The 12,803-nt window shown below is 69.2% G+C and carries 13 protein-coding genes; 5 read left to right on the plus strand and 8 right to left on the minus strand.

Annotated features, from left to right (window positions below; translation table 11 throughout):
• Positions 1 to 25 precede the first annotated feature (25 nt).
• From ACZ4MH_RS10215 to ACZ4MH_RS10250, 8 genes are all read right to left on the minus strand, one after another.
• On the minus strand, positions 26 to 1,795 hold the full coding sequence (locus tag ACZ4MH_RS10215) for a type IV secretory system conjugative DNA transfer family protein (protein ID WP_351593916.1): 1,770 nt from the start codon (positions 1,793 to 1,795) through the stop codon (positions 26 to 28).
• Complete coding sequence (locus ACZ4MH_RS10220; RefSeq protein WP_351593919.1) at positions 1,795 to 3,297, minus strand: ATP/GTP-binding protein; 1,503 nt, start codon at positions 3,295 to 3,297, stop codon at positions 1,795 to 1,797. The genes ACZ4MH_RS10215 and ACZ4MH_RS10220 overlap by 1 nt, the downstream gene beginning before the upstream one ends.
• Positions 3,294 to 4,781: an SCO6880 family protein gene (locus ACZ4MH_RS10225; protein ID WP_351593921.1), complete on the minus strand. Its 1,488-nt coding sequence runs from the start codon at positions 4,779 to 4,781 to the stop codon at positions 3,294 to 3,296. Before ACZ4MH_RS10225 ends, ACZ4MH_RS10220 begins: the two co-directional genes overlap by 4 nt.
• A gap of 121 nt (positions 4,782 to 4,902) precedes the next feature.
• The gene (locus ACZ4MH_RS10230; protein ID WP_467754452.1) at positions 4,903 to 6,204 is read right to left on the minus strand and encodes a hypothetical protein; all 1,302 of its coding nucleotides are present in this window, start codon (positions 6,202 to 6,204) and stop codon (positions 4,903 to 4,905) included.
• Between the two features lies 1 nt (position 6,205).
• Positions 6,206 to 6,967 (minus strand): DUF8175 domain-containg protein, encoded by a 762-nt coding sequence (locus ACZ4MH_RS10235; protein ID WP_351599664.1) that lies wholly within the window; start codon positions 6,965 to 6,967, stop codon positions 6,206 to 6,208.
• 26 nt (positions 6,968 to 6,993) lie between these two features.
• Positions 6,994 to 7,272: a hypothetical protein gene (locus ACZ4MH_RS10240; protein ID WP_351599663.1), complete on the minus strand. Its 279-nt coding sequence runs from the start codon at positions 7,270 to 7,272 to the stop codon at positions 6,994 to 6,996.
• Between the two features lie 146 nt (positions 7,273 to 7,418).
• Positions 7,419 to 7,661: a hypothetical protein gene (locus ACZ4MH_RS10245; protein ID WP_351599662.1), complete on the minus strand. Its 243-nt coding sequence runs from the start codon at positions 7,659 to 7,661 to the stop codon at positions 7,419 to 7,421.
• A 12-nt stretch (positions 7,662 to 7,673) separates the two neighbouring features.
• Positions 7,674 to 8,075 carry a hypothetical protein gene (locus ACZ4MH_RS10250; protein WP_351599661.1) on the minus strand — a complete coding sequence of 134 codons (402 nt, stop codon included), beginning with the start codon at positions 8,073 to 8,075 and terminating at the stop codon, positions 7,674 to 7,676.
• Positions 8,076 to 8,447: 372 nt separating this feature from the next.
• On the opposite strand from ACZ4MH_RS10250, the gene ACZ4MH_RS10255 reads away from it, so the two are divergent.
• The 5 genes from ACZ4MH_RS10255 to ACZ4MH_RS10275 all read left to right on the plus strand — a co-directional run bounded on the left by ACZ4MH_RS10255 (position 8,448) and on the right by ACZ4MH_RS10275 (position 12,774).
• Positions 8,448 to 9,431: a peptidoglycan DD-metalloendopeptidase family protein gene (locus tag ACZ4MH_RS10255; protein ID WP_351599660.1), complete on the plus strand. Its 984-nt coding sequence runs from the start codon at positions 8,448 to 8,450 to the stop codon at positions 9,429 to 9,431.
• 32 nt (positions 9,432 to 9,463) lie between these two features.
• Positions 9,464 to 10,123, plus strand: a complete 660-nt coding sequence (locus tag ACZ4MH_RS10260) for a hypothetical protein (RefSeq protein ID WP_467754472.1) — start codon at positions 9,464 to 9,466, stop codon at positions 10,121 to 10,123.
• A 60-nt stretch (positions 10,124 to 10,183) separates the two neighbouring features.
• Positions 10,184 to 10,681, plus strand: coding sequence for a hypothetical protein (locus tag ACZ4MH_RS10265; protein WP_351599658.1), 498 nt, complete (start codon positions 10,184 to 10,186; stop codon positions 10,679 to 10,681).
• A complete protein-coding gene (locus ACZ4MH_RS10270; RefSeq protein ID WP_351599657.1) occupies positions 10,678 to 11,772 on the plus strand; it encodes a hypothetical protein in 1,095 nt (364 codons plus the stop codon). The genes ACZ4MH_RS10265 and ACZ4MH_RS10270 overlap by 4 nt, the downstream gene beginning before the upstream one ends.
• Before the next feature lie 252 nt (positions 11,773 to 12,024).
• Positions 12,025 to 12,774, plus strand: a complete 750-nt coding sequence (locus ACZ4MH_RS10275; RefSeq protein ID WP_351599656.1) for a hypothetical protein — start codon at positions 12,025 to 12,027, stop codon at positions 12,772 to 12,774.
• The last annotated feature ends 29 nt before the right edge of the window (positions 12,775 to 12,803 follow it).

The following is a 12,803-nucleotide window of genomic DNA, read 5'->3' on the forward strand; positions in this document are numbered from 1 at the left end:
GTGCCGCCGTCGAACGTCTGGGCTGTCACGGTTTCTCCATCACTGTCCGCGCCGCGCGTGCCGTCATCGCCTGTACCTCTGCCTGGGCGGCTGCCTGAATACGGTCCGCGCCCGGCTCCTGGTACCAGGGGCGCAGCCGGATCAGGGCCGGCCGGATACCGGTCGCCAGCAGCAGCGCCGTGCCCTTCGGAAGGGCGCGGATGCGGTCGACCGGCATCACGCGCTCCTGCCGGTAGGAGGTCGAGCGGGTACGCCCGTCCTTGCTGCGCGAGACGCTCACCGTACTGACGTCGTGCTCGCCCACGAGCTTGGAGACCTTCTCCACGAAGTCGGCGTCGTCCAGCCCGGCGCCCAAGAGCTTGATCGTCGCCGCGCTCCACAGGGCGTCCATGCCGGCTTCGCCCCAGACGCGGCTGCCCTGCCGGTAACTCTGCAGCAGCGTCACGACGTTGATGCCGCGCGAGCCGAAGTGCGAGTACAGGTCGGGAAGATCGCTGATGCGGCAGACGTTGGCCGCCTCGTCCAGCACCGCGGTCATCGGCGGGTCCAGCCGCCCGCCCTGGCGCTCCGCCGCCATGGCCCCCGCGCGCATCACCGAGTCGGCCAGCGCCGCGATGACACCGGCGGCCGAACCACCGCCGTCCTTGGAGAGCAGGTAGAGGGTGTCGCGGCTGAGCGCGTGCCGGTGCGGTGAGAACTGCGCGACCCGCGGGTCCGGTGTCACCCACGCCACGATCCGGGGATCCAGCAGGCAGGCGACACACTGCCGGGCCGTCTCGTAGATGCCGTCGCGGGTCTCCACCGCGCCCTGGATGGTGCCCTGCAACTGCGCGGCGAGGGCCGGCATCTGCGCATCGTTGAGCAGGTCGATCGGCGTACGGTCGGCCGGGTCGGCCAGCCAGCCGAGCAGATCGGTGACCTGCCGCTGACCGCGGTTCGCGGCGTGCAGGAGGGCGGTGAGAGTGTTCTGGGCCGCGGAGATCCAGAAGTCCTTCTTCGAGGCGTCGTCGTTGACCGCACCCACGAAGTGACCGGCCAGCCGCATCGCCCCTTCGATGGTGGACGCCTCCGCCAGCATGTCCCACCACATGGTGCGCGGGGTGTGGGCGATGCCCTGCGGGTCGAATGTCCACACCGTACCGATCCGTTCCCGCTCCGCCTTGGTGACCGTGTAGACATCGGCCTTGTTGGAGGTGAGGACGACCGGGCCACGCGCACGCAGCGCACGGGGAGCGGCGATTCCGGTGGACTTTCCGGAGCGAGGTGCCATCAGGTGCAGCTCCACGTCCTCGTACGAAGAACGCAGCTCCGGGCCGTTCGGTTCGAGATTCCCCAGCAGATTGCCGATGTCGTCGGGATCGAGCTTGGCCGTCCTCGCGAGCGAGGGCCGCAGCGAACGTGCTTTCTTCGCCGCCTCCTTGGGCAGCAGCGCCGCCAGCTCCTTTCGTCCGGCGAGGCCCTTGGGCCTGGACGCCCGGCCGCGCAAGGCCATGAGCACCACGACGATCAGGGCGAGCGCGAGGACGAAGAGCGCCACGATGCCCGCGATGACCGCTCCGGCCGGTGCGTCGGGCCAGAGCGCCGACGGCCCCTGCTGCACCAGGTCGGCCATGGACCGCAGGGAGAAGGGCGGCGGGTGCCATCCCGCTCCGGACACCGCGGCGCCCAGCGTGCCGCCGATCCAGGCGCCGAAGAAGGCGAGGAAGCAGAAGGCGGCGACGGCGACGATCACCCAGGGGAGGATGTCGTCGGCGCCCGCGCCGCTCTTCCGCCCGCCCGTGTACGGCTTGCTCATCACCGTCTCCCCAGGTCTTCCACCGGATTCCCGGCGCCGATCCAGCGCGTGTTGGTGTTGTGCAGTTCGCGCTCGGTGTCGGTGATGGCCACCCGGATCGGGATGCCGGGGCGTCCGCCCACCTTGATCAGGAAGCGGCCGCGCCCCGGCGGCTCCTCGTTCCCGCCGGTTCCCGCCCAGCCCGGCGGCGAGGACCAGGACGACACCAGGTCGATCTCGCGCTCCGAAAGCCCGACGATGTTGCTGAGGTCCTGCATCTCCGCCTTGGGCAGGCCGGCGCAGACCACCATTCCGGCACGTTCCACGAAGCCGCGGGCCTTCGCCCGGTCCGCCTCGTTCCCCAGTGCCTCCGCGTCCTTCAACGTATGCGTGATCTTGGCGTCGCCGAGACCCAGGGAACGGTTCAGCCGGGTCAGCGCGTCGATCCGCTCGACGATGCCGGACGCCGCGCGCAGCGGCCGCCACAGCTCGTCGAGGACGGTGAAGAACCAGCGCCGCGGCGCCAGCCCGGCGTCGGACAGCGCGTGCGCGGCGGCGACCGTGCCGAGCCCGTCCGACCAGGCCGCGAGCATCGCCGCCGCGGTCAGCTGGGTGTCGGCCTCGCCGATGCGCGAGATGTCGATGCACACCGCCGGCGAGTTGGCGTCGATGCGGGTCGAGGTCTCGGAGGCGAAGGTACTGCCCAGCGGGCCGTCCAGTACGCCCAGCAGGGACCGGTGCAGCGGGTCGACGGCCTCCCGGTAACGCGACATGTCACCGCGGTCGAGCGTGACCGCACGGACCCGGTCCGGCCCCTCGTCGAGGACCCTGAGCAGGTCGGGAAGGAGCGGCGGACGCCCGGCGGTGGTCCGCTCCCTGAGGTGGTGCAGGCAGGCGGACACCACGGACATCTCGTGGTCGCCCATGGGCTGTCCGCGCACGATGGTGATCAGCGCGGCGACCATGTTGAGTACGCGGCCGTGGGCCTCCGAGGCCAGCGCCCGCCCGGCCTCGCCGCCCAGCCGCTGCGCCGCCTCGCCCATGGCACCGGGGTCGAGGACGTTGATGCCGCCGACACCACGCCCGATGGAGATCACCTGGCCGCCCAGGGCCCGCACCGTGTCCGCGTAGTCCGGCTTGAGGTCGCCGAGGACCAGCGGCACGACGCCGGTCGCGGCCAGCCCGATGAGCATCCGGTTGACGAGCGTCGACTTCCCGAGGCCCGGCATCCCGAGCATGAAGAGGGAGGGGTTGGAGATGTAACGGGCCCGGGTGAACCACGAGATGGGGTCGCCGCAGACGGTCGCGCCCGTGTGCAGGTGCTGGCCGAGCGGCACGCCGGTCATGGGCGCGCCGGAACCGGCCGCGAACGGCCACAGCCCGCACGCCTGCACCGTGGTGGCGCGCCACAGCGACGGCGGGTCGAGGTGAGCGACCTGGCCGCCACCGGGACCGAACCAGCCCCGGGGCGGAGCCACCCGCGGCGCCGCCTGCCGCGCCTGGGACTTGTTCTTCCTGCTCACAGCGCCTCCCGGATCTCGCGCGGGATGAGCGTGTGCTCCCAGGGCAGGATGCCGACGGGGAGGGTGCAGGTGAAGGCGGAGGCCTGCATGCGGTCGGCGGAGCGCATCAGCACCCGGGACGAGGCCTGAAGATTCCGTACGGTCGTGGCCGCGTCCGCGAGCTGTTCCTCGTTGTCGACCGTCACCGTGAGCATCAAGGAGAACTCCACGAGTCCGGCGCCCGAGGCCTCCTCGGCGGCGGTCTGCTCGGCCGCCCGCATCTCGTTGGAGGCCCGGGCCTGGACCAGGCCGCGGCCCGAGGAGGCGGTGAAGTGGGCGTTGCGGCGGTCGGCTTCGACGATGCGGGCGGAGGTCGCCGGATCGATCGGACGGTAGACCAGGCACACCCGCTTCCGCCGGGTCCCCGGCGCGGGCTCCAGCAGGCCACGCAGCACGTTGGACCGTACGGTGCCGCGCGGCGCGAGGGTGAGCAGCCAGCTGCGGGAGACGCCCGAGTCGTGCTGGTAGGAGGTGACCGACTCCACCGCCGCGGCCGGACCGGCGTCCTCCCACTCCAGCCCCGTGGAGGTGTTCTCGGCCCGCGCGGTCAGCACGTCCGGGGCGATGGCCGGGTCGTACGCCACGCGGACGGTCTCCGCGATCTGCTCGGCGGAGAGCGGGAAGGCCGCGCCACCGCCGGCCGCCACCAGTCCGGACAGCAGGCCCGGCAGCCGCATGGCCAGGTCGGTGATCACGGCCTCGGGGTCGCGGCGAGTGCCGACGGTCCCGTACGTGAGCGTGATGTAGGTGTGCATCTCGGAGGAGGCCGAGGGGTAGCGCTGCACGACCTCCTCCATCACGGCGCGGGCGGCGGCCGGAGCGGTGGGCGAGAGCCTGGGCAGGACTTCGGCGGCCAGCCGGGTGCCCGTGTCGGGTGCGGTCTCCACCACCACGGACGCGCCGCGCAGCCCCGGCTCGTGGGAGAGCCGGGCCAGCCAGTCGCCCCAGGACGCCACCCAGATGTCGATCTGGTCGGCATCGATCAGCGAGCCGCCATCGGGTTCGCACCCGAGGACGACCGTGTAGAGATTGCGGCCGGGATGGTGCAGCACTCCGAACGGACGGTCGTACGCGTCCCGTCCTTCCCGCATCTTCACCCGGGCCAGCAGCCCGGGCGGCGAGAAACGTCCGCCCGGCCGCTGCGACAGCGGGCCGGAGACATAGATGTGTGAGCCTTTGGACTTTCTTCGCATCCAACCGATCCGTACTGCGAGCAGCTGATAGATGTTCCGGCCGTCCACGGTGCGGACGGCTACGGGGGCGACGAGCAAGAAGAGCGGTACCAGGACGGTGATCGCCGCTACCAGGGAGATCAGCGAGGCCAGCAGGACCACCACCAGCCCGCCGAAGGTCACGACGGTGCCCAGCAGACCGAGCGGCCCCAGCCCCGGACGTCTGGGGCGCCGCCAGTTTCCATACGTGGGACGCGCGACTTCGCTGGCCATGGAGTTCCTTTCAAGGTGTCCCTGCGGCGCCGGGCCGTACCGGGCGAACACTGCTTCTGCGACGCGGTCGACGAAACGCCGTCACGTACTGAGGTGGGCGCGGGCCCGCGTCATGCGCCCGCTACTCGTTGTGGCCCTTGTTCCCGTCGTTGTCGCCGAGCGAGTTGACGACTTCGCTGGCTGCCTGCACACCGGTCTGTACGGCGATCGCCGCGGCCTGCGCCGCCGTTCCGGCACCGGCCGTCGCGGCACCGCCCGCGGCCGCCGCACCGCCACCCGCGGCCGACGCTCCGCCGCCACCGGCACCTGCGCCGCCGCCACCGGCACCTGCGCCGCCGCCTCCGGCAGAGGCGCCCGCGCCGCTGGAGGGCGAGCCCTGGGGGGCGCTGCGCGCGCCACCGCCGCCGCCACCGCCCCCGCCGGCGCCGCCACCTCCGCCGCCGCCACCACCCCCGCCGCCACCACCGGCGATGCTGACCGCACCGCTGGCGATGTTGTTGGCGGCGCCGATGGCCACCGAACCGCCGGAGGTCTCACCGAGCGCGGCGGTGGCGGGAACGACAAGCTTGAGGAGGGCGGGCAGCGCGAAGATGCCCAGCATCAGGACGCCCAGTCCCGCGATGATCTGGTTCAGATCATCGGTTCCGGTCGTCATGGCCGTACCGGCATAGAAGATGAGTGCCGCCGCGGGCTTGTAGAGCAGCCAGGCGGCCAGCCAGCCGATGTGTTTCTTCCACCAGCCGCTTCCCCACCCCGTCATCGAAGCGGCGGCGGCGAGGGGCAGCGTCCCCACCAGCATGACCAGGACGCCGATGCGCAGGTACATGAGAATGATCTGGACCGTGACGGCCAGCACCGTGAGCAGCCCGATGATGATGACGAGCCCGGGGCTGGTCGCGGCCATCGGGCCCAGCGCCAGCACGCCCCCGCCGACCACCTGCGCGCCGTTGTCGCCGATGTGGGCCTGGCCGTAGATGTACGACGCGTAGTTGTCCGATGCGACGGTGAGGGCCTGCATGGCGGCCACCGCCACACCGGACACAAGGACCACTCGCCACATTCCGTGAAATGCCTGCTGCATCGACTGGCCTTTTCGGTCCAGCGCCATCCGGATGGCGGCAATGAGCAAGGAGGCGACGGCGACATAGCCGACGAGCCAGTTGAGCTGCCCCTGGATTCTGTCGATCGGCCCGCCGCCACTGCCGTGATAGGCCCCGGTGGCGTCCACCTTCATCCACAAGCCGTTCAGGGCATGCATGACCGCGTCGACGGCCTTGCCGATGGCCTCGGCAAAGGCGCGCACGGCACCGCCGAAGGCGGATTTCGCTACGGACTCGGCACCGCCGGCGATCTTGTCGGCGCCCCAACTGACGGCATCTTTACCGCAGTTGATCGGGTGCTTGATGCACTCCCCCATCCCCATGTCAATTGCCCCACTTCACAAAGCCATCGGGGCCCGAGGTCTGCGAGAAACCGCTGTACGGCGAGCCGTTCGGCTGCGCCTCGACCTTCCAGTCACCGTCGAGCCACTTGAGGGACACGGAGGTCGTGGCGTACTCATCGCCGATCCTGAGGAGGACCTGAACAGTCGCCTGCTCCTTGGAGTACGTCAAAACGGAGAATCCGTAGAAATTTCCGCCGGATTCCTTCGTGCTGTTCCGGGGGTCGTCCTTTTCCTTGGCGCGGTCCCGCATCAGCTTGTCGCGCGCGTCTCCGGGCACGAACTGCTTCTCCACCACGTCACGCCAGCCGGGGTACGGCAGCTTGTCCGTGATGGCGTTGACCGCCAGCGCCGCACCCATGGGGGTGTGGGAATAGCACGACCAGACATTGCCGTCGAACTTCGTCGGCCCGTAGGTCGAGGACACCGGAACCGGAACGCTCCCGTAGCTCTTCCACAGCATGTCCGCCGGCGCCTTCGTCGGCTTCTCCTGGTCGCTGTCGTCCGTCTTGCAGCCCGCCGGCCGGTCGTCGGCCTGCGAGCCGCCCCCCTTCGTCGCCGACGGCGAAGCGTGCGGCGTCGGGTCCTCGGCCGCCGGCTGGTCCGGACCTCCGCTGCGCATCATGAACGCCACCGCGGCAAGTGCCAGCATGGCCAGCAGGAAGCCCGCCGAAATGACCCAGCCGCGCTGCTGCCAGAACGGCTTCTCCCACTCGCCGCTGCTCTGCGAACGCTTCGCTGCCATCGGTTACGTCTCCTTATTCCGCCGGCTCAGGCAAACACGAAGTTGACGAGCGGCCCGGCCGTGGCGACCAGGACACAGCCGCCCAGCACCATGCCGAGCCGGCCCATGTGCTCGGACCCCTCGCCACGGCGCATCGACATCGCCATCATGGCGCCGGTGATGAGTACTCCGGCGACACCCGCCGCCGTGCCCGCCCAGGCCACGATGCCGAGCACCGTGTCCACCTTGTTGGTGAGTGCGTCCGGGGCGTTCTTCGTCGGCTGGGGCACACCACCGTCGGCCAGGTAGCGATATACGTCTGCCATCTTCATGGCATTCTCCTTGTTCGTTTATGGACCACTCGCTACGGCCGGTCCGGCTCGATATCACAAGCGAGTGGGAATTCTTGTCCGCGCGGTGATCGAACTCACCGGCGAGGCCGACGACTTCTGCGAGTCCCGGCTTAGGCCTGCTAGAGAATGAAGTTCACGAGGGGCCCGGCGGTGGCCGCGATGACACAGGCGGCCAGCACGGTGCCGAGCTGGACGATGTGCTCCTGGCCTTCACCCTGGCGCAGCGAAAGCGCCATCCTGGCCCCGACGATCAGTATTCCCATGACCCCCGCCGCCGTGGCCACCCAGGCGACGTAGCCCATGGCTTCATTCAGCGGTGTCGTCACGTTCGAGGGCGGCCCCGCCAACAAAAATGCGTTCACTTTTGCTCCACATCACTGGACGGGGTGACCGACGAGGCGCGCCAGCGCCAGCAGTTCCCGGGGAATCGAGCCATCGAGCTTTGCGCCCGTCCGCCAGGCCGCGATCCAGGGCACCCGGTGCACGGCGACCGCCGAACCGAGGATCTTTATCCGCTGGTTGAGCTCTCGCGGCAGGCGGCCGGGGGCGTCGGCGACGAGCACCACGGCGGCGATCTGCAGACCGGCCGGCTGCTCACCGCGGCGGAAGATGTCCAACGTCTGGGATACGCCCCGCAGTCCGGCCGCGTGCGTACGCGCCACGAGCAGCAGGACGGGCGGCTCACCGCGTGCGAGGTCCGGCCAGCGCTGCCCTACGTCAGCACCGCCGAGCAGCCCCGAAAGGGTCGATGCGCCCGCACCGCCGTGGACATTCACCCAGGAAAACTGCTGTGGCGCGGAACGCTGTTGGGGTTCCGCACGAGAATCGGAAGGCGGCAATCCGCTTTCCGTCACCACCGGCCCCCGGACCCAGATTTCGGGTCCAAAGGGCGTCTCCGCCACACTCCCCCGCACTGATCTTCTCTCCCCCGTAACCATCAATTCGCCGGGCCCGCCCAAGAACTCACAAGAAGTCACATGGCCACGCGCCAGCATTGCGTAACAGGATGACGATGGTTCAGTCGATACCTGTGCGGCACATGATGCCAGCCGCGATAAGGTACGCGCTACCCAGACATCTGCAAGCGCATGGGGGATCGCATGTCACGGGGTGGGGGCGGTGCTGCCGCATGGATAGTCGGGGGCGCGGTGGCCGTGGTTTTGGCACCTGTTGTCCTTTTCATGGGCGTTACAGGTGGCGACGGAGACGACCCGGACCCGCCCTCCACCGGCACCGGCGGACTCAACAGCAAGCAGGTCCCCGCGGAATACGTGCCCTGGGTACTGAAATCCGGTGCGCAGTGTGCGGAAATCGGACCGGCGGTCATCGCCGCGCAGATCGAGGCGGAATCGGGCTGGAACCCGAAAGCCGTGTCTCCGGTCGGCGCCGAAGGGCTGTCGCAGTTCATGCCCGGCACATGGAAAACCTGGGGCCGGGACGACGACAACAGCGGCACGATATCTCCGTACGACGCGGGCGACGCCATCATGGCTCAGGGCCGTTACGATTGCGCACTCGCCCGGCAGATCAAACCGTATGCGAAGAGCGGTAACGTCCTCGATCTGGCGCTCGCCGCGTACAACGCGGGCCCCGGCGCGGTCCAGAAATACAACGGCATGCCGCCGTACGACGAGACGACCGCGTATGTGGCGCGGATCAAGTCGCTGATCGCCAAGTACGAACAGGCCCAGGGCGGCGGCGTCACGATTCCCGCAGGCCAGAAGATGGCCATGCCGGTAGGCGGCAATCCGCCGGTGACCTCGCCCTACGGCATGCGCATGCATCCGACGCTGCACGTCCGCAAGCTCCACACCGGCATCGACTTCGGGGCTCCGATGGGCACCCCGATGCGGGCCGCGCTGGCGGGCAAGGTGACCTTCGCGGGCTGGTCGACGGGTTACGGCAACCGCGTGGTGGTCTCGCACGGCACGATGGACGGCAAGAAGGTGTCCACGACGTACAACCACATGTCGGCGATCAACGTCCATGTGGGGCAGGAGGTCAAGACCGGCGACCAGGTGGGGGCGGTGGGTTCCACGGGCTTCTCCACCGGTGCACACTGCCACTTCGAGGTGCAGGTGGACGGTCAGTACGTGGACCCGGCCCCATGGCTCGGGATCGGGAAGAAATGACGGCGGGAAGCGGGGGGTTCGCGGTGGCAATCATGACGCCGGCCGGCGCACGACGAGCAGGTCTGGCCACGGCGGTCGCCGCGAGCCTGTGCGTGCTCGCGGGCTGTGGCCTTCCCGGTCTGGACCGGCCCGAGCCGAAGGCCAAACCGACTCAGCCCTCGTTCGCCGAGAAGGCCCCGCTGCCCTCGGCGAAACCGCTCGGTCCCGACGCGCACGTGCCCGAAGAGCCGAAGCCGGACCGTCGCGACGCCACCGCCGTGGCCAAGGCGTGGGCGCTCGTGGCCTACAGCTACGACACGAAGTACGACATGAGCCCCCACGACGCGATCCTGCGGGCCGTTCCGTACCTCACCGGCAAGAAGGCCAAGGAGGAGCGCGGCTACCACCCCGCGGCCGGCGCCGGCAATGAGTGGAACACCTGGGCGAAGCACAAGGCGTGGACCAAGGTGAAGCTCCACCTCGAGGTGGACGGCGACGCCCCGGCCGACACGTCCACCAAGGCCCACCGGCAGATCTCCGTCAGCGGCACGGCCACCGGCCGCGACGAGTGGCGGGGAGTGGGCCCGCGGGTGCAGGCGTTCGTCACGCTCGTCCGATCCGACGCGAAGGGCGACTGGCAGGTCAGCCGCGTCGACGCGGTCCCGGCGGCGGCCGTTCCCAGTGCCCCGCCGTCGTCGTCGGGGCAGGATTGAGGCTCCCGCGCGAGGCACAGGCCGCCTCGCCTTCACTTCACTCAGACGCTGGAGAAGGAAATGACGGCAGAGTACGAGTACTTCATCAAGGCCACCGAGGACAAGCAGGTCCGCCGAACCGTCGAAGGGCTTTGGCGGCGTTCTGCGGGGACCGGTAACTGGGAATACTTGTCGCTGTGGGACTGGGATTGGCACCCTGTCGGGCCCGACCAGCGCATCAAGGAAGGACCCGCCCCGGAGACACTCACGCCCGTCACGCCCGAAAGGGCTGACGAGCTGAAGCAGGACCGGTCCCGTTGGAGTTTGCACTGGGCTCTCTACCGGAACGAGCCTCGTCCCGGTGAGCAGGCCGGTGGTGTCGTACGCCGGAAGTACAGTCCGGAAAGCGGCCGCGACGAGGCCTTCGGCCGGGACAAGATGTGGGCTCGCACCACGTCCATCTTCGACTTCCACAGCGCGGGGCCGCACGACCCCCCGCACCTGGTCCCCATCACCCCGGATGAGGCGGAGCGCATCATCCAGAGGGTCCTCGGCGTGTCGGGCGCGACAGCACTGTGAGCGAGCAGATTGGCTGGCGAGGCAGTGCGGAGAAGGGCGAATCCCATCTGACGCTGACCGCCGAGGAAGACGCCTTGGTCCAAGCGGCGTGGCAGCGGGCCGAGGCAGTACGGCCCGCGTTCGACGCAATGATGCGAGACATCCGTGACCGGACGACCGAGCAGGGCAGTCAGCTTCCCGGAGACAATATTTCCGAGGGAGTAGTCGAAATTGACTTCTCCCTGAAGACGCTGGAATCGCTGCGCGGCAAAGTCGCTCGTGAACTGCGCCAAGATCCCACGTGTAGCGCGGCTCAGGTCCTCGCCGACATGAAGGACCTGAATCGGTACACCCTGCTATTCGAGGCTCAGTCCTACACCCACGGCGTGCAAGCAGCCTTCAACGAGCTGCGAGCTCGCGGATTTGACGAGATCAAGGTGCAGAACACCTGGACCGACCCCGTCTACAAAGGCATCAACAGCGCGTGGGAAGACCGCGAGACCGGTCAGCGCATCGAACTGCAACTGCACACCCCGGACAGCTTCGATGTGAAGATGGCCAACCACAAGCTCTTCGAACTCGCCAGGTCGGGTGCGCTCGAGGAGGAGTTCGGCATGGAGAACGCGCCACCGTACGTCGACGCGGCCAACCAGCTGATGAACGACCGGTACCAGACGTGCCGGGAAGTCAACGGCGAGAAACTGCCGATCGAAATGCCGGTCGGTCACGAACAGTTGGCAAAGCCCTTCGCGCGGGCCGAGCTGCTGGGGACCGTCGAGGAGCGGCACCTCGTCGCCGTGCGCGAGCGGGCCGGTGAGCCGGTGCCGAACGCGGCACAGAACCAGTCCGTCCAGCAGAACCGTCCCGCACAACAGAACATGTCCGTCGCGCAACTCGCGGAGCTGAAGGGGGGAGCCAAGACCACGGCCGCCGGCCGGCCCGGGCAGACGGTCAACCCGGCCGCCGGCGCGGCGCGTCAGCGCTCCGTCCGCGGGAACACCCAGAACACGGGAAATACTGCGACGCAGGGACCGGCCGCGCAGCAGAACTCCACGCGCCCCCGGCAGCTGCCCCAGCAGAACAACAACACCGGTCGTGGCCGGGGCCACTGATGAACTGCTGAGCACCGGCCATGAAGCCCATTGCTGTCCGTGGCCACCGTGACTGAGCAGGTGCCCTCTGCCCCCTGCTCCTGAGCAGCGGGGAAAACGGCAGATCACGTCCACAGCGAGACCCTGAGTGAGTGCGATATGCCTAAGTTCCGCCGTAGTGAACGGAAACCGGCTGCTGATCGGGATCAGCAGCCGGCACCAACTCCGTTCGAGGTGTTGATCACCGAGAACGGTGACTGCACGGTCGGCGGTATGCCCGTGTCCCCCACCGGGGGCGAAGCGCTCCACGATGCGGTGCTGAACTACCTGTACCGGCTGGCCATGGCCACCGGGCACCCCGTACGCGCCTCGGTACACGACGCTCGCAGTGGTTATCTCACCCCGATCGAGGTGCAGACCGACGGCTCCAGCCACTTCGCCGGGGAGCCGGAACAGGTCGCGGCACCGGCAGTGCGGCAGACCACGCCGCCGTCGGCCCCCGCCCCGGTCGCCGAGCCCCGGCCCGCCTCCGGTGGAGCCGCCGCTCCCCTCACGATCCCGCCCGCCCTCGCGGACGCCGTTGCCCGGATCAATGACGCCGTCCGGCTGGGGCATCTGGAGTTCGCCGCGTCCACGGCCCAGAGCGCGCTCAACGCCACAGCCCAGGAGTTCGGCGTCGGCCACCCCTACGTGCTCCATCTTCAGGAGCTCTTCGCCCATATCGCGTACCTGGCCCACGACACCGTGAAGGCAGTGGCCATCTATCTCGACGTTTTCGAGTACCGCCGGCGGCAGGACGACCCCACCGCTTACGACACTTTCATGCGCGCGGCCAAGGTGTGGCTGTCCATCACGGACCCGCAGCAGGGGTTGGCCTACGGCCAGCAGCTGATCGCTCTATGGCTTGAGCTCGCTCGTCCCGGCGGTCCGGCCGCAGCCGACGGGGACAAGATCGAAGCGGCCCGGAAGAGGATGGCGCGCCTCGCCGACCGCGCCACCGCTCAGGGGCAGTCGCCCGCGTAGGCCGTCGACGCGCACGGCTCACGCCCACG

This window comes from Streptomyces sp. NPDC026301 (assembly GCF_055567935.1).